We start from the raw sequence: 25901 nt of genomic DNA, 5'->3' as shown, positions 1-25901 counted from the left end.
GAGCTACATATGCTGACAAAGGTTATTGCGTTGCTCCCGCCAGGATAGCAGCGGCTCGTAAGGGAGTTCATCTATGTGCTATTAAGAAAAACAATATGAAGGAAAAGAATTTTGATCTCGAGCGCTATTATACTTACATTAGATCTCCTTTCGAAAGGGTGTTTGCTCAGGATAATAAACGACTGCGATATGTAGGAATAGCAAAAAATCAATTTGCTGAATTTATGAATGCAATCTGTTTTAATTTAAAGCGTTTAACCGTCCTTGCTGCATAAAACAGGTAAAAATACATATATTTAGGCTTATAACAAAACTAAAACAGCTAAAAATGAGATTAATTTCTGATTTGACTAAAAAACTATGCAGTTTTTAATAGCAAAATCCTTATAAAATCACTCAAACAAAAATTTTAACTACAAAATTTTCTAAAATCTCATCTTACAACGGTCCCAGAAGTGGTTTTATACCCACACTCGTGGTAGTTTGCTTACCATTGCTAAGCCTAAAGCTGGCACTAAGTGCTTTCAGGTGCAACAGTGGAGATGGCTTGTAGAGCGCTCATTCGCTTGGCTTGGTAACTTTAGAAGATTGTCAAAAGATTACGAAATAACCACCTCTTCAGCTAAGGCTTTTGTACAATTGGCTTTTACAAAAATTATGACGAAAAACTTATCACATGGTTTTACGTGACTGGTTCTAAGATGTTAGAGGAAATGATTGTGGGTAATTAGACGTACGCGATCTGGCCGAAAAAGCGTTGCGCTTCTAGTCGCTTGAAGTTGGTTTTACACTTTTAATTTTCTCATATGTCAATAGACACCCCTCGCAATAGTACATAAGGACTTACGCACCGAACCTAGTACGCAATTACTATTCTGATAGTAGATAGTAGTAGGTTTTTGCGAAGAGATCCTCTTACAACACCCCAACCCCTAAGCACCCTCCGGTTCAGATTCTGAGGAATATGCAGTTTCTTGATCCTGCAAAGGCGGGTTTAATAGTTGGCTCAAGGCATACTCCCTATTGGCGCGACACCCCTCGTCATTCCACCCTAACGCAATGGCTCTGTCGTATGCGGCAATGCCTTCTTCATACCTTCCCAGCATGCATAGAGCGTTACCTTTGTGATAGTGATACATCCCATTTTCTGGCTTAAGAACGATGGCTTTTTTAAAATTTTCAAGCGCTTCTTCGTATTGTTCAAGATCATAGAACTCATTTCCTATTCCGCAGTAGCAATCTGGGTGATTTTTACCAAGCTCAATGGCTTTGCTATAGGCTTCAATTGCCTCCGCGTTCCTCTGGAGTGCAGCTAGCATTTGGGCTTTGTTGAATGGATGTTCCGGATTTGCCGAATCACATTCCATCAATCTAGTATAATACTCTATTTTTCTCAGTATGTAAGCCTCAAATCTTGCTTGATACGATGCGCTGCGTTTGGTTCTGTTCAATAGTCGGCTCAAGGCATATTCCTTATTGGCGCGGCACCCCTCGTCATTCCAGCCTAACGCAATGGCTCTGTCGTATACTACAATACTTTCTTCATACCTTCCAAGCATGCATAGAGCGTTACCTTTGTGAGCATGATACATCCCATTGCCTGGCTCAAGCGCGATGGCTTTTTGAAAATCTTCCAGGGCTTCTTCATATTGCTTAAGCTCATAGAACTCATTGCCTCTTCTGGAGTAGCAATCGGCGTTATTGCGGCCAAGTTCAATGGCTTTGCTATAGGCTTCAATCGCCTCAGCATTCCTCCGGAGTGCACCTAGCATTCGCGCTTTATTGAATGGATATTCCGGATTTGGCAGATCACATTCCATCAATATGGTATAATACTCTATTTTTCTTAGTAGGCAAGCCTCAAATCCTGCTTGATACGATGCGCTATGTTCGGCTCTGTTAGATACAACATTCTGTGCTACGTTGAGGTTTTGTTGCTGAGGGGGGTTTTGTGTTTGAGCGGCATGCTCTGGTAGTATAACTTGTGTTTGTTGTGGTGATTGAGTAATTTGCTGCTGCATGCGCTGCTGCATTTGCTGTTGTTGTGGATGTTCAGCTTGCTTTTGGCGCTCAGCTTGTTGTTGCTTGGTCTGTTGTTGTTGCTTTGCTCCTTGCTCCTGCTCCTGCCGTAGTTGCATTGAATCTTGATAGCGTTTTGAGCGAGCGGTCTGTTGTTGAGTGGATGATATATTATTTTGCATAGCGCTACCTCGCCTGCGTCAATATTAATTATTAATGAATAAGCAGATGGTATTTTGGCATAATCAGCTAATGAATGCAATATGGATGTATGATGAAGGGGAGGTTATGGGAGAGTAATGCGAATACGATTGCGCAATAGCTGCACTCGAGTGGCGACAAACTTGAGAATTTTATGATTATTCAAAAATCTGTCGCCTATATCGGAGCGAAGAATCGCAAGCACTACCCTTGTGTTATGCTTTAGAATTGATGGTGCGTTGGTGAGTTGTGTATGTTAGAACTGCATACCTCGAGACCACTGCCACTGCTTCTTTAGTTGATAGTTAAATTTTAATCGCTCGTGGTCTACGCTGTTGGTTTTTTATATCATTTTAACCTCTCGCCATCACACGTCTAACGCTCCCATAGCCTCGCACCCCTAAGCCCCCTCCGGTTCAGATTCTGAGGAATATGCAGTTTCTTGATTCTGCAAAGGCGGGTTTAATAGTTGGCTCAAGGCATACTCCCTATTGGCGCGACACCCTTCGTCATTCCACCCTAACGCAATGGCTCTGTCGTATGCTACAATACTTTCTTCATACCTTTCCATAACGCATAAAGCGTCGCCTTTGTGAAAGTGATACCTCCCATTGCCTGGCTCAAGCGCGACGGCTTTTTTAAAATCTTCCAGGGCTTCTTCGTATTGTTCAAGATCATAGAACTCATTGCCTCTTCTGAAGTAGCAATCTGGGTGATTTTTACCAAGCTCAATGGCTTTGCCATAGGCTTCAATTGCCTCCGCGTTCCTCTGGAGCACTCCTAATCTTTGAGCTTTGTTGAATGGATGCTCCGGATTTGCCGGATCACATTCCATCAATCTAGTATAATACTTTACTTGTTCTGATAGATAAGCCTCATATCTTGCTTGATACGATGCGCTACCTTCGGTTCTGTTGCATAGTCGGCTCAACGCATATTCCTTATTGGCGCGACACCCTTCGTCATTCCACCCTAACGCAATGGCTCTGTCGTATGCTACAATACTTTCTTCATACCTTTCCATAACGCATAAAGCGTCGCCTTTGTAAGAATGATACATCCCATTGCCTGGCTCAAGCGCGATGGCTTTTTGAAAATCTTTGAGAGCTTCTTCATATTGCTCAAGCTCATAGAACTCATTGCCTCTACTGCAGTAGCAATCGGCGTTATCGTAGCCAAGCTCAATGGCTTTGCTATAGGCTTCAATTGCCTGTGCATTTTTTTGGAGTACGCCTAATGTTCGAGCTTTGTTGAGTGGATATTCCGGATTTGCCGGATCACATTCCATCAATCTAGTATAATACTTTACTTGTTCTGATAGATAAGCCTCAAATCCTGCTTGATAAGATGCACTACGTTCGGTTCTATTAGATGCAACATCACTAGCATTCTGTGCTGCGTTGGAGTTTTGTTTCTGGGGGAGTTTCAATAGTCGGCTCAAGGCATATTCCTTATTGGCGCGGCACCCCTCGTCATTCCATCCTAACGCAATGGCTCTGTCGTATGCTACAATACTTTCTTCATACCTTCCCAGAACGCATAAAGCGTTACCTTTGTGATAGTGATACATCCCATTGCCTGGCTCAAGCGCGATGGCTTTTTGAAAATCTTTGAGCGCTTCTTCATATTGCTTAAGCTCATAGAACTCATTGCCTCTTCTGGAGTAGCAATCGGCGTTATTATGCCCAAGTTCAATGGCTTTGCCATAGGCTTCAATCGCCTGCGCGTTCCTCTGGAGTGCACATAGCATTTGGGCTTTGTTGAATGGATGTTCCGGATTGGTCGGTTCCAATTTCATCAGTTGAGTGTAATGCTTTATTTGATTTAACAGGTAAGCCCCAAATCCTGCTTGATACGATGCGCTATGTTCGGCTCTGTTAGATACAACATTCTGTGCTACGTTGAGGTTTTGTTGCCGAGGGGGGTTTTGTGTTTGAGCGGCATGCTCTGGTAGTATAACTTGTGTTTGTTGTGGTGATTGAGTAATTTGCTGCTGCATTTGCTGTTGTTGTGGATGTTCAGCTTGCTTTTGGCGCTCAGCTTGTTGTTGCTTGGTCTGTTGCTGTTGCTTTGCTCGTTGCTCCTGCTCCTGCCGTAGTTGCATTGAATCTTGATAGCGTTTTGAGCGAGCGGTCTGTTGTTGAGTGGATGATATATTATTTTGCATAGCACTTACCTTGTCTGCATCAATGTTAATGAATAAGCAGATGGTATTTTGGCATAATCAGCTAATGAATGCAATATGGGTGTACGATGAAGGGGGAGGTTATGGGAGAGTAATGCGAATACGATTGCGCAATAGCTGCGCCCGAGTGGCGACAAACTTGAGAATTTTATGATTATTCAAAAATCTGTCGCCTATATCGGAGCGAAGAATCGCAAGCACTACCCTTGCGTTATGCTTTAGAATTGATGGTGCGTTGGTGAGTTGTGTATGTTAGATACCTGGCCCCTTGCCACAACCCGAGAGCCATCCATTTTGAGGTTCTTTAAAGTGAACTTGTTTTTTTGGAGACTTGCTCTGCACTTGTTTTTTTGGAGACTTGCTCTGCTCATACTGCTTCCGCATCTGAGCAGTCTTTAGTATGCTCTTTGGCGACACACTCTTTTGCGCCTGTTGCTGCTTTTGATCCCATTGCTGCGCGATAATCTTCAGTATGTAACCCTCTGGCAAATTATCACTTTCTAAGCCCGCGCTTTGTACCAACTGCCGTTGCTGCTGCTGGTACTGCTGCTCATAACCTACATTCCCTAGATTTTTGCGCTCAGGCCCGTTCTTTTGCTCTGTACTCTGATGCCGCTCTTTTAGCATGCTCTTTAGCGGCACATTCTGCTGCACATTCTTTCGCTCCTGTTGCTGCTGGTACTGCCACTTATTACCTTCCTTCCCTAGATTTTTGCGCTCAGGCCCGTTCTTTTGCTCTGTACTCTGATGCCGCTTGTTATCCGACGGATTAGCCTGTCCTGCCGTTGTTTGCTTGAATTGGTCTGCGTGTTCACCGAAGTCTCCTGGGTCTTCTGGGTTTAACTCCCCTTGGATTGCCCGAGAGTCTTGTATGGTCATTCTTGTTGCTCTTGATGGTTCAACGGCGAAACCCTTATTCAGTTGTGTGAACGGTTGTGAGTCATTTTGCTTCGACATAATCCTTACCTCTTTTCTAGTTATTAATTTCAAGTTTAGCTGCGCATATTTAAATAGCGCAGTAATTACAATAATATCACATTATTTGCGCAAAAGAAAGCAAGATTACTACTTTAAGCTGTATTTAGTAGTAATATTTAAAACTTATGATTATTATTTTAGCAACCACCACTTGCGCCAAACAGCGCTATACCAGGAAAGCATAACGGGTCTAGCAGCGCTAAATACATCGCTTATGCTCCACACTTAATGAGCGACAATTTTGGTTTTGATAGCAAGAGAAGAGATTATTCAAACTGTTCTTTGGTTGTCTACTTTTAGAAATAAGTTTAGAAAATCAGTTAAAATTACTAAAAATTAAAATTTAGGCGCATTACTTTAAAGAAACTATCCAAAAACGCCCCTCGGTTATTATAATAATCTATGTAGTAAGCATGCTCCCACACATCGCAGCACAACAGAGGGCATAGAACATAATGGTCGCTGTTAGCATCAGCCGACAAGTCTATACTTAAAGTAATTGGGTTAAAGGCGTTGGAGGTTTTAACAATCACAAACTCTTTTTTCTGTCTATCCTCGCCACCGGCAACCCTTATCTTTTCCATCAGCCAAACCCATCCGCTACCAAACTGCGCCAAGGCGGCGGCTTTAAACTGCTCTTGAAAATTTGCTAAAGATCCAAAATAAGAAATTAAATCTTGCGCCATAGCTCTTGCGCTCTCTAAATATGCATCGTCATCTACTGAGCTATGAGCGGCAGCACCCTCATGACCGAGCAACGATACCAGCTGCTCTGAGGTGTTAGGAGTAATAGAATGCCAAAAAAAGTTATGATTCCACACCTGTGCCGCGTTATTAAAAGTTGCTAGATCCTGGGATTTATAAGAATGGGATACTATTTCTTCTAAATTCATACCGGCGTATTTATCTGTTTTGGCTAATAGATTATTTAAATTACTCAGATAGGTTTGATGGTGTTTATAATAGTGGTAGTCGAAGCTAGTATTGCTTAGCGCACACCACTCATCTAGCTTGAATAAATGATAGTCAAAAGGTAGTTCAATTAATCTAAATGGCTGAACTTGGTTAGCGGAATTTGAAAAAATCATATGTATACCTCTACCTAATAAGTGATTATTTAATTTTTTATTTTATTTATAAAAGTTTTTAACTAGCAAAACATTACTAAACTAACGTTGCTACTATTCTACTTATAGGAACTTTAAGTAAGACAGCGCTACAAGTCAAGCAAAGATATAGGAGCATCCGAGATTTGCGTAGCGCCTACTATGGCTTTATACTTAAATAAATTGCTCAGAACATTGCAAAACAATTCTTAGAAAACATAAAAATAAATGCATCAAAAAGATATCTTGCTTAGCGTAATTGTGCTAATAGGCGTAGCCGTTTTCGTTGTAGCAATACTAAAAAAAATCAGAGTCAGCCCGGTATTAGGCTATTTAATAGCTGGGGCTATGATTGGTGAGCATGGTTTAAAAATTATTGATCAACACGATATCCAACTACTCGGTGAATTAGGCGTTGTGTTCCTGCTTTTCGCCATAGGTCTAGAACTATCCTTCGAGCGATTAAAAGCTATGCGCAAATATGTTTTTGGCCTGGGTAGTTTGCAGGTAGCAATTACTGCATTAGTAATTTCTGGCGCAGTAGCTTTAATTATACCCGATAAAGTGGCGGCATTAGTAATAGGCAGCGCTCTTTCGCTCTCCTCAACGGCAATAGTATTGCGTGTGATAGAAGACAGCCACAGCCAGTCTACGCAGGTTGGCAGAATTTCTCTGGCCATACTGCTCTTGCAAGACTTAATCGTAGTGCCACTTTTAGTGATAGTGCCTTTAGTTGGAAGTGGAGCGAATAACAACCATTCTCTAATGTATATGCTTGCACTGGCGGCTGCCAAGGGCGTTGCTGCACTCTTGGGTATTTTTATGGTTGGCAGAACTCTTATTAAACCGCTGTTTAAGATGATTTATTCCGACTCCGTAGAAGGTGGGAATGAGCTACCTATCGCCATGACTCTCCTTATAGTACTCTCTTCTGCCTGGACCACCGAGTATTTTGGTTTGTCTCTAGCGCTAGGAGCGTTTGTGGCTGGAGTGTTGGTTGCAGAAACTGAGTTTAGGATTCAGGCGGAAAAAAGTATATATCCATTCAAAAGTTTATTACTTGGGTTATTTTTTATGGCCGTTGGTATGAGTATTGATGTTAAGGAGATCTACTCTCAAATCTCACACATCCTCATCTTATCCTCCGCGCTCATCGCAATTAAGGCGATGATTATAATAGCATTTTGCATATTATTTGGGTTTAATAAATCCACCTCTATCTATGCCGGCTTATTACTTGCCCAAGGGGGCGAGTTTGCTTTTATTTTGTTTGAACTTGCTAAACAAAATGATTTATTAGAAGAGGGGTTAGCTAACATTCTGTTGTTAGTAGTAACATGCAGCATGGCGCTAACGCCGCTACTGGCGATGTTAGGCCAGATTATTGCAGAGAAAATTGAGCGTAATATGGGTAAAACCCCTAATCAACTAATAGCATTAGGTGCAAACGACCTCACAAAACACGTTATTATTGCTGGGTTTGGTAAGGTTGGTAAAATGGTTGCGCGCATTCTTGAGTCTCAGGAAGTGCGCTATATTGCAATTGATATTAATGGCGAAAAGGTGCATGAAGAAAAGAGTGAAGGATGCCCTATTTTTAGAGGAGATATTTCTAGTCAATCTACATTAGAAGCTTTAGGCATTAAACGCGCCAACACTATTATTTTGTCTATCAAAAATGAAATTACTATCAAAAAAACTCTGAAAACTCTTCAAGAGTTGCACCAGAATTTAAATTTAAATGTAATTATTAGATTAAAGCATCTAAAAAAATCTCAAGAATTTTATGATTTAGGTGTAACGTTTATTGTGCCAGAAGATTATGAAATTGGCTTGCAACTTGGTGGTGCAGCGCTGAAAGCAATGGGCGGTAATGAACATGAGATTAATAAAATTAAAAAACAATTTCGATCTGGTGATTATATGAATGCTATGTTACTTGAAGATAGCGGCGATGAAGAACGTAATGGGGTGGAAAATGCGCAAATGTGAATTTAATTTCTGATGAGAGATAAGCTACTACATGCTATTGATGCTATTGACTGCGCTATAGATAGGCGATTGATACATAAAGCAATTAATTTTGCAATTTACTATCATCAAGCACAAAACAGGGCGTCTGGAGAGCCATACTACACTCACCCCGTTGAGGTGGCGATTATTGTAATGCAAATGTATGTAGACGAGCAATCGATTGTAGCTGCAATACTACATGACACGCTAGAAGACACCTCTCTTACGCACGAACAAATTATTGGGCACTTTGGACAAGAAATAGCTGCGCTAGTTGATGGGGTGACGAAAATCACCAAATTAGAATACAAAAATAACTATAGTTTAAAGCAGACAGATAATTTGCATAAGTTGCTGCTTGCTACTAATAAGGATCTGCGAGTTTTATTTATTAAAATAGCAGACAGACTGCATAACATACGCACCATACACTCTATACCTTCTATAGAAAAACGTAAAAGAATCGCGCTTGAAACGTTAGAAATATACTCTCCTTTAGCAGAGCGAGTGGGGATGCATCGCATTAAACACGAATTCCAGGATATTTGTTTTAAGGTGTTATACCCCACCATTAGAGAGTTTATCTTGAACAACTTAATGATGATTTATCATAATGAAGATCAGATTATTAATCAAATCAAGAAGGAAATTAAAAATAAGCTGATAAAATCTAGTATCTCGAATATCCAAGTGGAAGGTAGGCTAAAAACTCCATATTCTATCTGGATGAAAATGAAGGAAAAGAGCGTGAATTTAAGTCAGCTATCTGATATTATCGCGTTTCGCATTTTGGTGGAAACCACAGAAGATTGTTATAAGGCGCTAGGTGTTTTGCACACGAACTACAAAGCAGTGCCAAATAATTTTCAAGATTTTATCAGTACTCCCAAAATTAATAACTATCAATCCTTACATACCCTACTTAGTGGCGTGAGGAACCATTGTGTGGAGATTCAGATCAGATCTTTTGCAATGCACCAGGTGGCGGAGTTTGGTATAGCGTCGCATTGGCAATATAAGCAAAAAGGTTTTAAAGCTAAAGATAAATATTTTTGGATGCGGGATCTTTTGAGTATATTTGACGTAGAAGATAGCTCTGATAGCAATAAGAAACTACTCAACACAAAGCTTGCTATGTATTACGATCAAGTTTTTTGTTTAACTCCGGGTGGCTCAGTTATCTCATTGCCAAGCAATGCTACAGTGCTCGACTTTGCATATGCCGTAAACAGCTCAACGGGCAATAAATGCGTGGGTGCTAAGGTGAATAATGAAGTTTCCTCATTAGATAGAGTTTTGCAAAATGGCGATCAAGTAGAAATAATTATTTCTAAAAATCAGAAACCATCACCGTCCTGGGAAAAGTTTGCTATTACCGGAAAAGCTAAATCAGAGATACGTAAATCTCTGCTTAGTAATGAAAGGGATAAATGGTATTACAAAGGAAGGAGTATGCTAAGCAAAATGCTAGAGTGCAATCATTTGGATATTACGGATAGTGATGTTAGCGCATTATGCAATTTTTTTTGTAAGGTGAACTCTTTAGAGCTCATGGAGGCGATAGGACATGAGCAAATTAACTTAGTTGAAATAGAGCATTTTTTAAATCCTACAGATGAAAACATAAATACCCATATTCCACGCACTTTTTTGAGAAAAAACAAGAGACAAGCGAAAAATACTTTGCCACTTGAAACAAGCAAAATGATTAAATTTGCCTTTGCAATGTGTTGTAGACCCCTTCCCGAAGAAAAGATAGTCGGACTTATTACTACGCAGGGCATTGTGTATATACACCAAAGTGATTGCAAGAGTCTTGACGAGCTAAAACGCCGCACGGTGGTGGGGTTAGATTGGGAAAATGACGATTATTTATTGCCTAGAACATATAGATTGTTACTAAAAACACTGGATGTATCTCGGGTTATTGCTTTGCATAAACTACTAGCAATGCGTTCTTGTCGCTTATTATACGCGGGAAAGGTGCGTGGAGATGATGGGCTGCGCACGTCAAGCATAGCGCGAGAATATTATTTCTATAAACTTTCTATAAGTAAAGGGGGTGGAAGAAGGGCGCTGTTCTAGCGCGAGACGTACTTTGTGTATGCGTTCGCACCCATAGCACCTTTATAATTTATGTAAGAATAGGAGCAATAGAAATTAAAATTCTAGCAATTGGTATAGTAATTTAGGCTGAATTAGGTATTTTAAAGAAGTAGGAAAAGTCTTTTTTATAGCTAAAGCCTAGATTTTTTAACCAGTAACTGGTTGTAAAAATACTTACTCCAAATTTTTGGGCAGCTTTTTTCAATGTCATATTTCCAACCATTTCTTACTGGGGCTAAACATCATTCAACCCAAATTACTATAATTAGTTACGTGATAGGTCTAGCCGACACAGATTTCGAATCGACGGCAACGGCGTAGTTGCCATAAAGCGGTAGAGTTCGAAAGAGCTCTGTTACTACCCAGTACACATCTTTAAGGTTTAGCTTCTGGCACCCTCTCACCATTCTCGGAGACAAGACCCTCGAAGACAAGAGGCGCGCACCTTGCATAGGTGATAAAAATTAAGTATAAGGAAAAACACACAGTAAACCACACGCCAAGTTCTATAAGCATAATACCAGCGGCTTGCCCACCTATTGCATCAAGCGCTCTATAAGATAAAAATGGATGACGCAATAAATCCAATGCACCAACCAATAAATAGATGATTACACCAAGAGCGGATATCAAGACTAACTTCGCTTCTGCATCGTTTTGTAATTTTTGACATACCCGCCCTCTTATTAAAGAAAACAACATAATATAACCACAACTCATAGCGCCAGCTTGAAAGCCGCCGCCAGGAGAGGCTTCTCCTGCAAATTGCAGAAATAAAATAAAGATAATAAGTAATGGCATAGCCAATGTTAATTTTTTGCGATAATACTCATTCAAATCGTTATTGGGCAAACATTCACTGCGATCTGAGACTGAGGCGCGTGGAATATGTAATAACAAGAATGACGAGGCGCAGGCAATAAAAATTACCAAGGTCTCGTTTAATGTGTCATAACCTCTATATGAGGCTAAAATAGCTGCTACCATAGAATCAATACCAATATCCAGAGCAGTATTATTTATATAATACAAGTTCACTTGCTGTTGCACGTTGCTTGCGTGAGATTGGTAAGGTTCTAAGTTATTCAAGCAAATACATAAACACACAAACAGTATAGCGCATACTATAGAGGAAATGACAAAAGAAATCTTTGACAAATCCAGAGTAGTTTTTTGGTCTTGCTGACAACTGATGAGATTTAAATTCTTAGGCAGGAGTTGTGAAAATTTTAATAAAATGCATGTAGAAACGGCGCTATTTAGTGCAACCTCAGTCATAGAAACATCAGATGCGCCAAACTGTAGATACATTAGCGCAGAACTCAGACTTACCAAGCCAAATAATAGAATAACATGCAAAAAGTCTCTAGCGCACAACAACATCATAGACAATAAAAGTAGAACGCAACCGGAAAAATATTCCTGTAACACAAAAAAACCCTCGCTTAATGCATGTTAACTCTCATTTTAATTTTAAGTTCAAGTTGAACTAATACAAGTTGAACTAATACAAGTACAAAAATAAAGATTAATAGGAACTTCTCTGTCTCCTTTCTCTATTACCACCATTTGTATTGCTGCGCCTAGCGCCTCCGTCGTTACGCCATCTATCTCCACTTTCCCCTTTAGCAAAGCGGCTCCTCTGCGGCCTTGGGCCGTTGGATCTTTGTGCTGGTCCAGTACCAAAGCTCCTATTGCTTCTTCCACTCTTCTTCTTGCCCATAGCGGCGTATTCTGCCGGATCTAAATCTTCGCCCTTCATTACACGCATGATAAAAGCCCATCTGGTTTTCTCGCTAGGCGTTACAAAGGATAAGCTGTTACCCTTCCTCTCCCCTCTGGCTGTTCTACCCACTCTATGTATATGGTCTTCAGAAGAATTAGGCAGGTCGTAGTTAATCACATGCTCTAAGTGGCCAACATCAATACCCCTTGCCGCCACATCCGTAGCGATCATAATTCTGCATTTGCGACTCTTAAAATCAGCCATCGCCTTACTCCTTCTGCCATGGCTAAGATCACCATGAATAGCATTTACCATATGGTTTGCGTCTCTAAGTTGTCTAGAAATGCGGTCTGCATCCATCTTAGTACGTACAAACACAAGCACAGATCCCTGGCGCGTCTCTATCTCTTGTAGCAATGCATCATATTTATCTCTATCTTCTAAATATTTAACTTCATGGTTGAGCCTACTTAAATCTTCTTGAGTTTGAGCAACAGATAACTCTAGCGGAGAAGACATATACTGCTTTGCAATTTGGCGAATTTTGCTAGGCATGGTAGCAGAAAAGAGTAGTACCTGGCGTTGAGTTGGTACGAATTTTAAAATATTTTCAATTTGTGGCGTAAAACCCATATCTAACATTCTATCGGCCTCATCTAGTACTACTATCTTGGTTTTATCTAGCTTAAGCGAACCGCGAGCCAGATGGTCACCGATTCTGCCAGGAGTACCAACTATAATTCTAGGTTGAGAACTAAGACTTCTGATCTGCTCTTCTATTCTCTGCCCACCTATCAGCAACGTTGTTCTAATATGTTTAGATTTTATGAGGAGTTGATGAATAATCTTGGCAACCTGCGCGGCTAGCTCACGCGTTGGGGTGATAATAATACCAACACTATGAGGGTCGTTCATAATAGTCGAAACTAATGGGATACCGAATGCAGCGGTTTTGCCACTTCCAGTGCGCGCTGAGCCTAAGATATCAACTCCAGTTAATGCAGGAGGTATCACTAAAGCCTGTATAGCTGTTGGTTTAGTAAAATTCATCATTTCTATTGCGCTTAATAACTCTGGCGCGAGAGGTAATTGACTAAAATTTTCCATGTTAAAATAATTTGTTGAAATTGATAATTAATTGTTGTGATTCATAATTGTATCATATTTTTTGAGTGCTGAACACTCCCACCATTGAATAACTCATCTCTAATGAGTTAGCTTTAGCGATATATCACACAGTAATAAAAAATAATTTTTAACTAATTTTATAATATATCTTATGCAACCGCGCTAAGCGCATCAATAACACTTTACTTACACCCCTCTCGCATAGTCTTAAAAAACAATAAATGCTATAATTGAAGTTGTGCACATGTATTATTTACCTAAAGAATCGCGTCACATCACATAAAGAAACATAAAAAATAAATGCAACAAAAAGTGCAATTTATTATCTATGAAACATAGAGACAAATAAAAAAGGATTAAAAAAGCGATAGAGCCGCGCTTTGAACGTAGCATCAATTCGTGATGAGGTAAAAACAGAATATTAGACAGATGATGGTACCTCTAGCCGGACTCGAACCGGCACGTTCGCAAGAACTGCAGATTTTGAGTCTGCCGTGTCTACCAATTCCACCACAGAGGCATTTGAACGAGCAAAAAGCTTTGTGCTAGTATTTTTTCGCTCTAACAGGCTACTGACAGCAAAAATCACGAGACTATTGCTGCAATTGCAAAACCTTGTGGACCGTTGATTTTTATTATGAATGTGCGTATGCTTATTCCATCAATAAAAAACACATGACCGAAATAAGTTATCAGAACTTTATTAAAACTGCTTTACTTCTACCTTGTTATTTATACGAAAATTTTAAGCTTATGTCAACAGACAACAATCTACATTGCTCCTTTTGTTCTCAACATCAAAACGAAGTAAAAAAGCTAATAGCTGGACCTTCTGTGTTTATATGCAACGAATGTGTTGAATTGTGCTCTGAAATTATAAAAGAAGAGAACAAAAGTGCACTATCTTGCTCTAACAATGACAAAAAAACAGCTAAGCGCCCCTTCCCAACAGAAATTTACAAAATATTAGATGAATACGTTGTAAAACAATCTGACGCTAAACGGGTACTTTCTGTTGCAGTATATAATCATTATAAGAGGTTGGAGTATATAGAAAGTGGACAGAAAGATGTTGAAATTCAAAAATCAAACATATTGTTGATAGGGCCTACCGGTTCTGGTAAAACTTTACTTGCCCAAACTTTGGCTAAAATATTAGATGTGCCCTTTGCAATGGTTGACGCCACTTCTTTAACAGAAGCCGGATATGTTGGAGAAGATGTTGAGAATATTTTGTTGCGCCTTGTACAAGCTGCTGACTTTAATATAGAAAAGGCACAAAAAGGTATTATTTATATAGACGAGATAGATAAAATCTCCAAAAAGTCAGAAAATCTCTCTATCACCCGCGACGTTTCGGGTGAGGGTGTGCAACAGGCGTTGCTTAAGATTATGGAGGGCACCGTGGCCGCTATTCCTCCTCAAGGTGGCAGAAAGCATCCGCAACAGGAATATTTGCAAATCGACACTACTAATATATTATTCATTTGTGGCGGAGCATTCATAGGGCTTGATACTATTATAGAAAGTAGGCGCGCTAACAGCTCTATTGGTTTTGGCGCAAGCGTCAAGTCTAAAAAAGAGACGAGTCATGGTAAAGCATTAAAATTCCTAGAACAAGAAGATTTGGTAAAATTCGGTATGATACCCGAGTTTATAGGTAGACTGCCGATGATAGCTACTTTAGAAGATCTAGACCAAGAAGCTTTAGTAAACATTTTAACGCAACCTAAAAATGCAGTGATTAAGCAATATCGCAAACTTTTTGCAGTAGATGATGTAGAATTAGATATAGAACATGACGCTCTAGAGGAAATTGCTAGCGAGGCAATCAGGCGTAAAACTGGCGCAAGAGCCTTGCGCTCTATTATAGAAAATATTCTTTTGAATAGTATGTATAACATACGCGATTATTCGGGAAAAAAGTTACGCGTCAATAAAGAAACCGTGCGAGGCCAAGAACCGATTATAGAAGCAACAGAAAAGCAAAAGATAATTAAGACTAAAGGAGTAAAGAAAAAACCAGGAGCTGTGCAAAAACGAGTTGTTAATCACTAAAACTCATAGAAATTCTCGAAGGAAAAAAATGTCAGAAAAAAACAAATTATCGTTAATCCCCCTAAAAGATACAGTGCCATTTCCCGGGGTGATTACATCAATAATTATTGGAAGAGAATTGTCTTTGCGTGGCGTGGAATATGCCTTAACATGTTCCCCCGATAACCCAGAACTGCTCTTGGTTGCTCAAAGTGATACACGCGCAGAACATCCAGACGAAAGCGCTATATACACCATAGGTGCAGTGGCTAAATTATTACAAAGCTTCAAATTACCTAACGGTGGGCAGAAAGTGATGCTTGAAGTGCTGTCTAGGGTTGAAGTATCAAATATAGAATTCTCGTCATTTATTGCAGCAGACCATAGACTTGCCCCAGAGACTAAGCAGAGTTATGAGGATGAATCGATTATAATAGACTCTATTATAGATGGTTTTAAAGAATATATTAGACTAAACAGAACATCTGGCTTAGATATGGTGCTGAACATTGTGCAAAAACAAGATGTGAGTTTCGAACAAGTAGTGAATTCTATAGCGGCTTATTGCTTATTCGAGGTAGAAAAGAAACAAACTTTGTTAGAAATTGATGATATTTATTTGCGCGGTAAAGCATTACTAGAGTTCATATACGCCGCTAACACTCAAATGGAAACAGAGCAAGCGGTACAAATGCGCCTTCAAGATGAAATCAAAAAGACCCACAAGGAGTTCTATCTGAACCAACAAATGAAAGCTATTCAAAAAGAGTTAGACGGTGGGTCTGAAACTTCTGAAATTGCAGAGTTGCAAGAGAAAGTTAATACACTCAATCTTTCTGATGAAGCTAGAGAGAAGGCCTTGTCGGAAATAAAAAAGCTCAAGGGGATGAGTTCTATGTCTTCTGAAGCCACTGTTATTAGAAACTATCTTGATATTTTGTTAGATTTGCCATGGGGCAATGTGGCGAAAGGCAAAATTAATGTCTTGCAGGCACAGAAAGTACTAGATCGCGACCATTTTGGCATGGAGGAGATTAAGCGTAGGGTTATAGAATATATTTCCGTACTACAGAGATCAGAACAAGCTAAGGCTCCTATCCTGTGCCTCATAGGCCCACCTGGGGTAGGCAAAACTTCGCTTGTAAAGTCTATTGCTAGCGCAATTAATAGAGCTTATGCCAAATTTGCTCTTGGTGGCATGCGCGATGAAGCAGAGATACGTGGGCATAGAAGAACTTATATAGGCGCTATACCAGGTCGTATTATTAACCTACTGCGCAAGCATAAAGAAGATAATGTGGTGATGTTATTAGATGAGATAGACAAAATTGGCTCTGACGTACGCGGAGATCCCGCCTCCGCTCTACTAGAAGTGCTAGATCCAGAACAGAACAATGCTTTTGTAGATCATTATTTGGATTGTGAATATGATTTGTCAAAGGTAATTTTTATCGCAACTGCTAACTCTTATCATAATATACCAAGGCCTTTGTATGATAGGCTGGAAATGATAGAGATTCCTGGCTATGTAGAGATGGAGAAACTGGAAATACTAAAAAGGTATTTAGTACCTAAACAGCTAGCTTTGCATAACATGAAGAAGAGCGAATTTAGCATAACAGATGAAGCTGCTTTAGAGCTAATACGATACTATACTAAAGAGTCTGGAGTACGCTCATTAGAAAGGAGACTTGCTAGTCTAATGCGTAAGTGTTTGAGGAAGATTTTAGAAGATAAAAAGATAACCAAAGTAAAAGTTACTAAAGATTGCTTAGAGTCTTACCTAGGCCCTCATAAACATAGATTCGGTCTAGCTGAAGAACAAGACCAAATAGGTTCCACTACTGGCTTAGCATACACAGAGTTAGGCGGGGAGTTGCTTACTATTGAAGCCCTTTCTTTTCCTGGTAAAGGAGAGATCAAGGTTACTGGTAAGTTAGGTGAAGTGATGAAGGAGTCTGTGCAGGCAGCTCATAGCGTATTTAAAGCTAAATCGTCAGAGCTAGGTATAGAATATGCAAATTACAAAGACCTCGACGTACACCTGCACGTTCCAGAGGGAGCCGTACCAAAAGACGGCCCTTCTGCAGGTATCGCAATCTTTACGGCTATCGTTTCGCTCTTCTCTAAAAAGTTTGTGCGCAGAGAAGTGGCGATGACTGGCGAGATTACTCTAAGTGGCAAAGTGCTGCCCATAGGTGGCCTACGCGAAAAGCTGTTGGCGGCAAAGCGAGGTGGTATCACAACTGTTATTATCCCAAAAGATAATAATAAAGATTTAGTGGAAATACCAAAATATGTTTATGAAGGCGTGGAAATAGTGCCGGTATCCAGCACAGACCAGGTGCTACAGGTGGCATTTCGGTAAACATGTATATATAAAAAGTAGAAATCAATATGACAGCATTCTTTTTGGCCTTTGCCTTAGCCTATTTATTCAATCCTCTACTACATAGATTAGGCCTTGGTTCTCGTAAAAAAAAGGTGCTAGCCACGTTTCTAATTGTGGCCGCGTTATATTGCATTTTTTATCTCGTGGTGATTTTTTTGTTTCCTCTAGCACTTGAACAGTTGAACAAATTTTTTATCGAAATTCCTCAATATAAAAAATCGTTATCGGAATATATCGCCCATGTGATTGATGCGATCGCAATAAAACTAAACGTAGATAATATAGAGCTTCTGCAGAGCGTTTTTAATAAGATACTCTCGCAATTCTATAACGCAATATATAACCGCCTTCATAATCTATTAAACTATGCTATGGGCTTTGTACATGCTGTGATTATATTCCTAGTCACCCCCATACTCTTGGCATTTATATTGTCAGACTTCGACAAAATCTATTGCTTTTTAATAAATCTTATGCCAGTTTCTACCAGGCCATCAATAAAACAAATATTGCCTCGCATTGCGGCTGTTATTAATTCATATATCCGTGGCCAGTTTAATATTTGTTTACTGTTAAGCGCATACTACTGCCTTGCCTTTGCCATCTTAAAGTTTGACTTTAGTATGCTATTTGGAATTCTTTCTGGTTTTTCTGTGTTAGTGCCATTTTTTGGTATTACATGCGCATCTATTACCGTTATAATAATTAATCTGCTTAAGCTTGGCGTATGCAAAAAGTTGCTTTATATAGTGGCAATATATGCAGTTGGCATTGGAGCTGAGGCCTTTTTTGTCACGCCAAAGATTATAGGAGATAAAATAGGCTTGAAACCAATTTGGATTTTGTTTGCGCTAACCTTGTGTGGCCATCTTTTTGGCTTTATTGGAGTGTTGTTAGCATCTCCTATAGCTGGTACAGTTAAGATATTGCTGGAATATTTCATATCTTTATATAAAACAACTGACTTTTATAAGAAACCTGATGCTAATCAGTAATCAATCCACTTTTGAAGAAATATGCGCAAACATTAACACAGTTGTGAGCGTGGATACTGAGTTTGAGCGTAAAACTACTTACTTTCCTACTCTAAGCACCATACAATTATGCTTTATGCATGATGATGCGCGCCACACTTTTGTTATAGATGCGTTAGCTATTACAAACTTTACTTGCTTTGCCGCCATACTAACTAATCCAAAGATCACTAAGGTATTACATGCTGCAAAAGAAGATCTTTCCGCTCTTTACAGAAGCACTCAAAGCAATACCAAAAATGTTTTTGATACTCAAGTTGCCGCTCATGTATGTGGCCTTGGGTTGGAAGCGAGCTACTCTGACTTATGTTTAGACTTGCTAGGCGTTAGTATTGACAAAACTTATCAAAGACTCAACTGGTTGCGCAGGCCACTTGCTCAAAAAATGATATCATATGCGGCAGATGATGCTTTTTATTTGTATGACCTATATCTACTGCTTAATGATAAACTGCTTAATATCAACAAGAAGTCGGAATTTGATTTACTGATGCACAAATACTATCATAACTATCATCAAAAACTTTATGACCCAGATAATGCATGGAAGAAGGTTAAAATTAAGTATAGATCCCCCATTATGCTTTACAGAATGAAGCATTTGGCCGCCTGGAGGGAAGAGTGCGCCAGATATCTAAACATACCAATTAAACATTGCATGAATGACTATGATTTAAATAAAGTGTGCCACACACTTCCTACATCTATGCAAGAGCTTAAAAAATTAAGACCTTCTGGTCTGAGGTTTATCAATTCTGTTTTCGAAGAAAAGCTTTTCTCATTATCTAGAGCATTGCGCCTACAGCAGGCTTGATATCAAAACACAGCGCGAGAATATATATGATAGATTATCTAAGTGCAATCGCCAGAATTAAAAAAGAAAAAGACGCACTAATTCTTGCGCACTACTACCAAGATGAAGAGATTCAAGACGTAGCCGATTTTATAGGAGATTCTTTAGAACTTGCCAAGGCGGCAATGAGGGCAGAGCAAAAACTCATTGTATTTTGTGGGGTAAGGTTCATGGCAGAGTCCGCACTAATACTAAACCCAGACAAAATAGTTATCCTACCAGATATCAATGCTGGCTGCTCTTTGGAGGAAGCATGTAGACCCAAGGAGTTTGCCACTTTTAGGGCGGCGCATCCAGATTATATAGCGTTAACGTACATTAACTGTTCTGCGCATATTAAGGCGATGTCTGATATAATAGTAACATCATCTAGCGCGGAAAAAATTATTAAACAAATTCCATTAAACCAACCAATTCTCTTTGCTCCAGATAGGCATCTAGGCGCTTATTTGATGAAAAAAACTGGGAGGGAGATGAAATTATGGCATGGATCATGTATTGTGCACGAAAATTTCTCTGAAAGAGAACTAATTAAACTCACCCTAGAACACCCAGATGCTTTAGTAATAGCACATCCAGAATGCCCCGATAGTTTGCTAAACTACGCTCATCACATTGGCTCTACTTCATCGCTATTAAACTTTACTAAGCAAAATGTGGGGAAGAAGTTTATAGTTCTCACAGAGCCGGGTATTATTCACCAAATGAAGAGTTATAGCCAAGATAGCTCTTTCTACTACGTGCCATCTACGCAAGCCGCAGGCTGCACCTTATGTAGTAGCTGCCCATATATGAAGCTGAATAATTTAGAGAAATTATATAATTGCATGAACAACATGCATCCTAAAATCCAGATTGAACAAGATATAATGGATGGCGCACGCAAATCTTTGATGAAGATGTTAGAGATGAGCTGAGGCTAGAAGTTTTGTAAGAGCTCTATTTAATTCATTAGAATAATCATGATTGACTCACATTGTCATTTAAACTTAATAGCTGATTTAATAAACAAAGAAAGCTCCACCCCTTTGTTAGACGAAGAGATAGACGCGCTCTATTATAACCTTGTTGAACGCGCCCTCAGCGCCGGAGTTAGATGCATTCAGACCATCTGCACTAAACTAGAAGAATTTAATCATTTAGCGGAGATTTCTCAAAAATTCGATAATGTTTTTCTTTCGCTCGGAGTACATCCATGCAATGTTACGGGCAATGAGCAGCGTCAGCAGTTAGTAGATTTAGCTAGATCTACCAAAAAAGTGATAGGCATTGGGGAGACGGGTTTAGATTTTTTTCACCCTCATGATGCGCAAGCTCAAGAGCGTAGTTTTGTTGAGCATATCATAGCCTGTCATATCCTCAAGATTCCACTAATAGTGCATGTGCGCGAGGCTGAAGATAGAGTGTTAGACATCCTACTAACGCACTTTCGCTCCTTCCCATTTACTGGTTTAATACATTGCTTTACAGCCTCTAAAAACTTTGCTAAAAAAGTTTTAGATCTGGGGATGTATGTTTCGATATCGGGCATCGTTACTTTTAAAAATGCCACGCAATTACAAGAAGTGGTGCGCTTTGTACCTATTGATAGAATTCTCATCGAAACTGATGCTCCATACCTAGCTCCAGTACCGATGAGAGGCAAGAGAAACGAACCATCATATTTAAAACATGTGCTTGCATCAGTTGCTAGCATTAAAAACATGCCAGTGGAAATGGTGGATAGGCAGATAGATGAAAATTTCTTTTCTTTATTTAATAAAGATGCTACTGGAGAAGCGATACTAGACTCATTTTCCAATTAGCACTTTTCAACTAGCAATTTATATATAAAAAAACTTATGCATAATTTTAAAAACCAATCTATCTTGGGTTTTGATGTTTCTAACAACATCATCTCTATCTCATGCACGATTAACGGCAAATTAATAGCATATTTCGAAGACATGCGCTTCAATATGCAGGCTGAGTTATTTGTGCAATCTATAGATTCGCTATTAAGTAAGCATGGTCTTAGCTATCAAGACTTTCAATACCTTGGCTTCACAAACGGTCCGGGTAGTTTTACTGGCATAAGAATTGGGCTTGCATTCGCAGCTGGCGTGCAGAGCTTGCTGCCTGATATGAAATTGGTATCGGTTACTAACTTTGACCTAGCTCACTATAGGGCGGTGCGCCAGGTGAGGCAGTGGGATAAAACAGTTATTTTGCTAGATGCATACAGAAACCAGCTTTATTATCAAATCTTCGATAGAAATATACCTCTTGCAAAACTCGCTCATGATAAGCAAATGCAAGGACCAAATGAAAGCACGGAACTTCGAGCGTACATGAAGTTAAGTGAGGATTCGCACATCGACAGCAACGCACAGTTGTCATCAGGAGTAGAGTTATGCAAGGGGTCTAATGCAAAAAACGCTCCTAGTATTATTGATATATCAAACTTTTCTCATCTAGTAGAACAAATATATAATGATTTATCAGAAAATCAGCAAAATAAATACAAGATTCTTTTTGTTGGTAGTGGCGTGCATTTGGTATACCAAGATATTAAGCGGTTAATCGCGACCCAAAACGGAGCACGATCTATTCAAATATTACCACGCTTCCCGATTGTTAAATCATCTTATATTTGCAAATATATAGAATATTGCCTCCAGGAAAATATAGAATTAAACTTTAATCTTGAGCCACTTTATATAAGACATCCAGACGCCAAGATCCAGTGTTAACATTTTCGCGTAGTCTCTACTATCATTTTTTAAAGTTTATTATTATACCTACGCTATTCTTAACATTTTTGTTATGCCTAGTGTATTTAGGTTATCTAAATTTTAGCATAGAATGCTTAGCAAATTTTGTTTTAAAACAAAAATCAATCCAAATATCCGGGCTGGAAATTTACAAGGAGAATATAAAAATTAAAAAAATCACCGGTTCCGTAGAGCAAATTAGATCCACTTTCAAACTCACACTAGGTCAGGAGCAAATGCAAGGGGCCAATGAGAGCGCAGAACGCCCAGTCTACATAAAGTTAGAAGATTCGAGTATCGAGGATATAGACATTGTGTGTAGTTGGAAGACGGATTTATGTGCACAAAAAACACCGGCCATTCTCCTGTTACAATCTGGTGACAAAACAATCAAAGCTAATCTAGATCTAAAATTCAAACCATTTGGCAAAGAGGCGCGAGCCACCGCCAATCTTCTCAACGGCGGAAGTATAGAAACAATTCTATCTCGCAGCAATAATAAACAAATATTATCCATACACGCCCTTAAACTCCCAATAGAAATAATAAAATTCTTTTTAGCGCTCGACTCTACGAACGCTGCCGCAAGCTATCTGAGCAGTGCATTCGTGCGGGGCGTGATAGATGATGCGAATATAGTATATAATCTAACAGATGAAGACTTTGATGGCGCCAATGGGCAGATAGAGATGTCTGATATCGCCTTTAATTATAATAACCAACTACCAATGATTCAGAATGCAAAAATCATTGGCGCGCTAAAAGAAAAAAGCTTAGTCTTGCGCTTTCAAAAGGGGATGGTCGGCAGTAATACCATAGAAGAGGCGCAGGTGGATATAGACACAAAAAACAACGTCATTCTTATTAATGCGTCACTCAGCGGCTCGGTGCAGAGTGCGCTAGACTTTGCGCAACCTAATACACTAAAAGCATTGGCGGACAATGGTTTTACTTTTTCACAAATTCAGGGCAAGGCCAGCTCAAAGCTCAACATCGTTCTACCGATATCTATAGCAAATGATAGCTCTAAGACAACGCAAGTATCTCAAGTAATGAATATCCAAGTGCAAGCTAATAATTTTAGCTGCTCTAGTGACTTTTTAGGTTTAAAATCGCAAAAAATTACCGCTCCACATCTTTCTTTTACATATCAGTTAAATGATAAGAATGATGAAATATCCTTAGAGTCAAACTTTTTTCTTAATCAACGAAGCAGTTATTTAAAATATCAGCAAAAGTTTGATAAAGGGCCTATTTCATCTATATTACTAGCAAAAATCCCGTTAATAGAAAGTTATTTAGACAACTGGGCAAGTCTGAATGGCGATACTCACCTGGTAATAGAACATACTACATTTTTAGATGGCAAATCGCGCACTAGATTGCAGACAGATCTAACTCCAGTTGAGTTAACAATACCTATCCTTGGCATTAAAAAAGAAGCTAAGAAGCCAATGTATCTTAGTATCATAGATGATGGTTTAAATGGAAGGAACATAACCAAGGGCAAAATACAAAATAATGAGAAAATATATGCTAATTTTCAGATAAATTCTCAGAATGGAAGTATAACTCAAATATCAATACCACATTTTGGTTATGATGCTATGTTTTTTAATGCATCTATAGAAAATAACCAAGATGGTAAAAATATTATAATCACCGCGAAATCTTTAGATTTTTCGAAAGTAGACTTTAGAGATATACTGCATCGTATGAGAAGTGGGCATGGCACGAATGATGTGATTAATATACAGGCTAAACAAGTTTTGATGAACAATAGTATTACATTAAATAATGCGGAGCTGTTTTATAATAAAAAGGAGCAAAATTATTTAAACTTTAATGCATCCCTAGGTAACTCTTATGCGCTAAGCATTAAACACAATCCAGCAACACAAAAAGTAAATGCTAAGTGTGAAGACCTAGGCATGTTTTTAAGGGGGTGTGGTTTATATCAAAAATTATTCAGGGGCGCGGTAGCTATTACATATGATTATGCAAACCCCGCTAAGCCTGTGGGCAAAGCATATATTTCTTCTTTTTATATTACGGAAAATAACTTTTTAACCTCTATAGTTTCGCTCACCTCTATGTCGGGTTTGATGAATATTATTACTAGAACAAAGCAAATAATCTTTGAGAAGGGAGAGGGAGATTTTGAATATAAAAACAATAAACTAATAATTAAGAATAGTTTGTTTTCGGGGCCATACATGAACTTTAGCGCGCAAGGATATGTAGACGACAAAGAAATTTTAATTAAAGGAAATGTGATTTCGGAAATGTATTTTACCAAAACCATCACCGAAAAAATACCTGGTTTAAATAAATTATTAGGTAGTATAGCCCCCTATCGCTTCCAGTATTCTTTGCATCAATAGCCTTAGTACCGGACACATAGTTGCTTAAGCTTTGAATTTAAAGGATTGTTAGACATAATAGATCTGAGGAAAAAATCGAAAATTTCGATGAATTTTGATTGCATTAATATTTTTCTTAAAAAAGTAAGTCCATATGAAAATATAGAAAATAACCTATGATTATGATTTTTAATTTTAATTGGTTTTACTAAATTTTTTATTACCCCAAATTTTACGGTAAATACAAATCCAATTGTTAAAACTGCAAGCAATTTTGCTAATCTTTCAAGATCTTTGATGTGAGTATCTTCCATATTAAAACCTTGCGTTTTCAATAGACCTCTTTCCTAACTCTACTCCTGATGGCAACTGTGGCGACGCTGTCGATGCGCAAGTCCTCACGTACTTCATGTACGCTGCGGCTCTGTGCTTCGTATACTCCTCGCATTTGCTCTTAATTGAGCGAGTTTCGAAAGAGGTCTAATGCCTTAAACATCGATTCAATACTCCATCTTTTCTTATAAAGAAGCACTGCTTTTTTACTTGAAAAACACTCGGGATAGGCAAGTATAACATAGTCTCCCTTGATTTTTTTCATAGTAATTTTAATTTTTGATTTATGAATTAATTGCGGTTTATTCAGGCTAACCCACATATCTTCTTTAAATTGATTAATAATTAGACCTCTTTCGAAACTCGCTCAATTAAGAGCAAATGCGAGGAGTATACGAAGCACAGAGCCGCAGCGTACATGAGGTACGTGAGGACTTGCGCATCGACAGCGTCGCCACAGTTGCCATCAGGAGTAGAGTTAGGAAAGAGGTCTATTGATTTAATTTACACTTTACCAAGATTTGCTCCTCTAACTTTCGTATTACATTTTATCCGGAATACAAAATTAATATTATTATTTGTAAGAAATTCAATTCATTCCTGGTCAAAAAATTCTCTATCCCCCAAAATTGCCTCTATTTTTCCAATCCCAAAACATTTGATAAATTTGCTGA

General features: G+C 38.9%; 19 protein-coding genes, 1 tRNA gene and 1 pseudogene. 13 read left to right on the top strand and 8 right to left on the bottom strand.

Features of this window, described 5'->3' with window-relative positions; all coding sequences use genetic code 11:
• Positions 1–275 (top strand): annotated as a pseudogene (locus tag Sarmat_RS01235) (hypothetical protein); the annotation flags it as partial.
• A 208-nt stretch (positions 276–483) separates the two neighbouring features.
• The gene (locus Sarmat_RS01230; protein ID WP_202149036.1) at positions 484–690 is read left to right on the top strand and encodes a transposase; all 207 of its coding nucleotides are present in this window, start codon (positions 484–486) and stop codon (positions 688–690) included.
• Positions 691–932: 242 nt separating this feature from the next.
• Here Sarmat_RS01230 and Sarmat_RS01225 read toward each other — a convergent pair whose 3' ends face one another.
• From Sarmat_RS01225 to Sarmat_RS01210, 4 genes are all read right to left on the bottom strand, one after another.
• Positions 933–2201 (bottom strand): tetratricopeptide repeat protein, encoded by a 1269-nt coding sequence (locus tag Sarmat_RS01225; RefSeq protein WP_202149035.1) that lies wholly within the window; start codon positions 2199–2201, stop codon positions 933–935.
• Between the two features lie 419 nt (positions 2202–2620).
• Positions 2621–4387: a tetratricopeptide repeat protein gene (locus Sarmat_RS01220; protein WP_202149034.1), complete on the bottom strand. Its 1767-nt coding sequence runs from the start codon at positions 4385–4387 to the stop codon at positions 2621–2623.
• Between the two features lie 270 nt (positions 4388–4657).
• Complete coding sequence (locus tag Sarmat_RS01215) at positions 4658–5362, bottom strand: hypothetical protein (protein ID WP_202149033.1); 705 nt, start codon at positions 5360–5362, stop codon at positions 4658–4660.
• Between the two features lie 350 nt (positions 5363–5712).
• Entirely contained in the window at positions 5713–6471 is a 759-nt protein-coding gene (locus Sarmat_RS01210) for a superoxide dismutase (RefSeq protein WP_202149032.1), read from the bottom strand.
• A 246-nt stretch (positions 6472–6717) separates the two neighbouring features.
• Here Sarmat_RS01210 and Sarmat_RS01205 point away from each other — a divergent pair, with 246 nt between their 5' ends.
• A complete protein-coding gene (locus tag Sarmat_RS01205) occupies positions 6718–8481 on the top strand; it encodes a cation:proton antiporter domain-containing protein (protein ID WP_202149031.1) in 1764 nt (587 codons plus the stop codon).
• 12 nt (positions 8482–8493) lie between these two features.
• Positions 8494–10587, top strand: a complete 2094-nt coding sequence (locus Sarmat_RS01200) for a RelA/SpoT family protein (protein ID WP_202149030.1) — start codon at positions 8494–8496, stop codon at positions 10585–10587.
• A 396-nt stretch (positions 10588–10983) separates the two neighbouring features.
• Here Sarmat_RS01200 and Sarmat_RS01195 read toward each other — a convergent pair whose 3' ends face one another.
• The 3 genes from Sarmat_RS01195 to Sarmat_RS01185 all read right to left on the bottom strand — a co-directional run bounded on the left by Sarmat_RS01195 (position 10984) and on the right by Sarmat_RS01185 (position 13982).
• Positions 10984–12039, bottom strand: a complete 1056-nt coding sequence (locus Sarmat_RS01195; protein WP_202149029.1) for an MnhB domain-containing protein — start codon at positions 12037–12039, stop codon at positions 10984–10986.
• Between the two features lie 97 nt (positions 12040–12136).
• Positions 12137–13441, bottom strand: a complete 1305-nt coding sequence (locus Sarmat_RS01190) for a DEAD/DEAH box helicase (protein ID WP_202149028.1) — start codon at positions 13439–13441, stop codon at positions 12137–12139.
• A 454-nt stretch (positions 13442–13895) separates the two neighbouring features.
• Positions 13896–13982 (bottom strand) — tRNA-Leu (locus Sarmat_RS01185).
• Between the two features lie 233 nt (positions 13983–14215).
• On the opposite strand from Sarmat_RS01185, the gene clpX reads away from it, so the two are divergent.
• The 8 genes from clpX to Sarmat_RS01145 all read left to right on the top strand — a co-directional run bounded on the left by clpX (position 14216) and on the right by Sarmat_RS01145 (position 24915).
• The gene (gene clpX / locus Sarmat_RS01180) at positions 14216–15520 is read left to right on the top strand and encodes an ATP-dependent Clp protease ATP-binding subunit ClpX (RefSeq protein ID WP_202149027.1); all 1305 of its coding nucleotides are present in this window, start codon (positions 14216–14218) and stop codon (positions 15518–15520) included.
• A 28-nt stretch (positions 15521–15548) separates the two neighbouring features.
• Positions 15549–17867 carry an endopeptidase La gene (lon, locus tag Sarmat_RS01175; protein WP_202149026.1) on the top strand — a complete coding sequence of 773 codons (2319 nt, stop codon included), beginning with the start codon at positions 15549–15551 and terminating at the stop codon, positions 17865–17867.
• Positions 17868–17896: 29 nt separating this feature from the next.
• Positions 17897–18886 carry an AI-2E family transporter gene (locus Sarmat_RS01170; protein ID WP_202149025.1) on the top strand — a complete coding sequence of 330 codons (990 nt, stop codon included), beginning with the start codon at positions 17897–17899 and terminating at the stop codon, positions 18884–18886.
• Positions 18873–19739 carry an HRDC domain-containing protein gene (locus tag Sarmat_RS01165; RefSeq protein ID WP_202149024.1) on the top strand — a complete coding sequence of 289 codons (867 nt, stop codon included), beginning with the start codon at positions 18873–18875 and terminating at the stop codon, positions 19737–19739. Before Sarmat_RS01170 ends, Sarmat_RS01165 begins: the two co-directional genes overlap by 14 nt.
• A gap of 26 nt (positions 19740–19765) precedes the next feature.
• Positions 19766–20695, top strand: a complete 930-nt coding sequence (nadA, locus tag Sarmat_RS01160; protein WP_202149038.1) for a quinolinate synthase NadA — start codon at positions 19766–19768, stop codon at positions 20693–20695.
• A 42-nt stretch (positions 20696–20737) separates the two neighbouring features.
• Positions 20738–21583, top strand: a complete 846-nt coding sequence (locus Sarmat_RS01155) for a TatD family hydrolase (RefSeq protein WP_410520487.1) — start codon at positions 20738–20740, stop codon at positions 21581–21583.
• A 36-nt stretch (positions 21584–21619) separates the two neighbouring features.
• On the top strand, positions 21620–22510 hold the full coding sequence (gene tsaB / locus Sarmat_RS01150; RefSeq protein ID WP_202149022.1) for a tRNA (adenosine(37)-N6)-threonylcarbamoyltransferase complex dimerization subunit type 1 TsaB: 891 nt from the start codon (positions 21620–21622) through the stop codon (positions 22508–22510).
• Positions 22511–22578: 68 nt separating this feature from the next.
• Complete coding sequence (locus Sarmat_RS01145) at positions 22579–24915, top strand: YhdP family protein (protein WP_202149021.1); 2337 nt, start codon at positions 22579–22581, stop codon at positions 24913–24915.
• 2 nt (positions 24916–24917) lie between these two features.
• Here the strand turns inward: Sarmat_RS01145 and Sarmat_RS01140 are convergent, their stop codons facing one another.
• A complete protein-coding gene (locus tag Sarmat_RS01140; RefSeq protein ID WP_202149020.1) occupies positions 24918–25229 on the bottom strand; it encodes a hypothetical protein in 312 nt (103 codons plus the stop codon).
• Between the two features lie 416 nt (positions 25230–25645).
• Between Sarmat_RS01140 and Sarmat_RS01135 the strand changes: the two genes are divergently transcribed.
• Positions 25646–25901, top strand: a 256-nt coding sequence (locus Sarmat_RS01135) for a hypothetical protein (protein WP_202149019.1), incomplete at its 3' end; no start/stop codon positions are given.

This window comes from Candidatus Sarmatiella mevalonica (genome assembly GCF_016751895.1).
GTDB lineage: Bacteria > Pseudomonadota > Alphaproteobacteria > Rickettsiales > Rickettsiaceae > Sarmatiella > Sarmatiella mevalonica.
The sequence above is the reverse complement of the archived record's forward strand: the minus strand, read 5'-3'. Positions and strand labels throughout refer to the sequence as shown.

Excerpts from the sequence above, each read along its gene's own strand:
- Sarmat_RS01205 (WP_202149031.1), top strand. The coding sequence starts at position 6,718 with ATGCATCAAAAAGATATCTTGCTTAGCGTAATTGTGCTAATAGGCGTA.
- Sarmat_RS01220 (WP_202149034.1), bottom strand. The coding sequence starts at position 4,387 with ATGCAAAATAATATATCATCCACTCAACAACAGACCGCTCGCTCAAAA.
- Sarmat_RS01200 (WP_202149030.1), top strand. The coding sequence starts at position 8,494 with ATGAGAGATAAGCTACTACATGCTATTGATGCTATTGACTGCGCTATA.
- clpX (WP_202149027.1), top strand. The coding sequence starts at position 14,216 with ATGTCAACAGACAACAATCTACATTGCTCCTTTTGTTCTCAACATCAA.
- Sarmat_RS01225 (WP_202149035.1), bottom strand. The coding sequence starts at position 2,201 with ATGCAAAATAATATATCATCCACTCAACAACAGACCGCTCGCTCAAAA.
- tsaB (WP_202149022.1), top strand. The coding sequence starts at position 21,620 with ATGCATAATTTTAAAAACCAATCTATCTTGGGTTTTGATGTTTCTAAC.
- Sarmat_RS01190 (WP_202149028.1), bottom strand. The coding sequence starts at position 13,441 with ATGGAAAATTTTAGTCAATTACCTCTCGCGCCAGAGTTATTAAGCGCA.
- Sarmat_RS01165 (WP_202149024.1), top strand. The coding sequence starts at position 18,873 with ATGCTAATCAGTAATCAATCCACTTTTGAAGAAATATGCGCAAACATT.
- Sarmat_RS01170 (WP_202149025.1), top strand. The coding sequence starts at position 17,897 with ATGACAGCATTCTTTTTGGCCTTTGCCTTAGCCTATTTATTCAATCCT.
- Sarmat_RS01210 (WP_202149032.1), bottom strand. The coding sequence starts at position 6,471 with ATGATTTTTTCAAATTCCGCTAACCAAGTTCAGCCATTTAGATTAATT.
- lon (WP_202149026.1), top strand. The coding sequence starts at position 15,549 with ATGTCAGAAAAAAACAAATTATCGTTAATCCCCCTAAAAGATACAGTG.
- Sarmat_RS01215 (WP_202149033.1), bottom strand. The coding sequence starts at position 5,362 with ATGTCGAAGCAAAATGACTCACAACCGTTCACACAACTGAATAAGGGT.
- nadA (WP_202149038.1), top strand. The coding sequence starts at position 19,766 with ATGATAGATTATCTAAGTGCAATCGCCAGAATTAAAAAAGAAAAAGAC.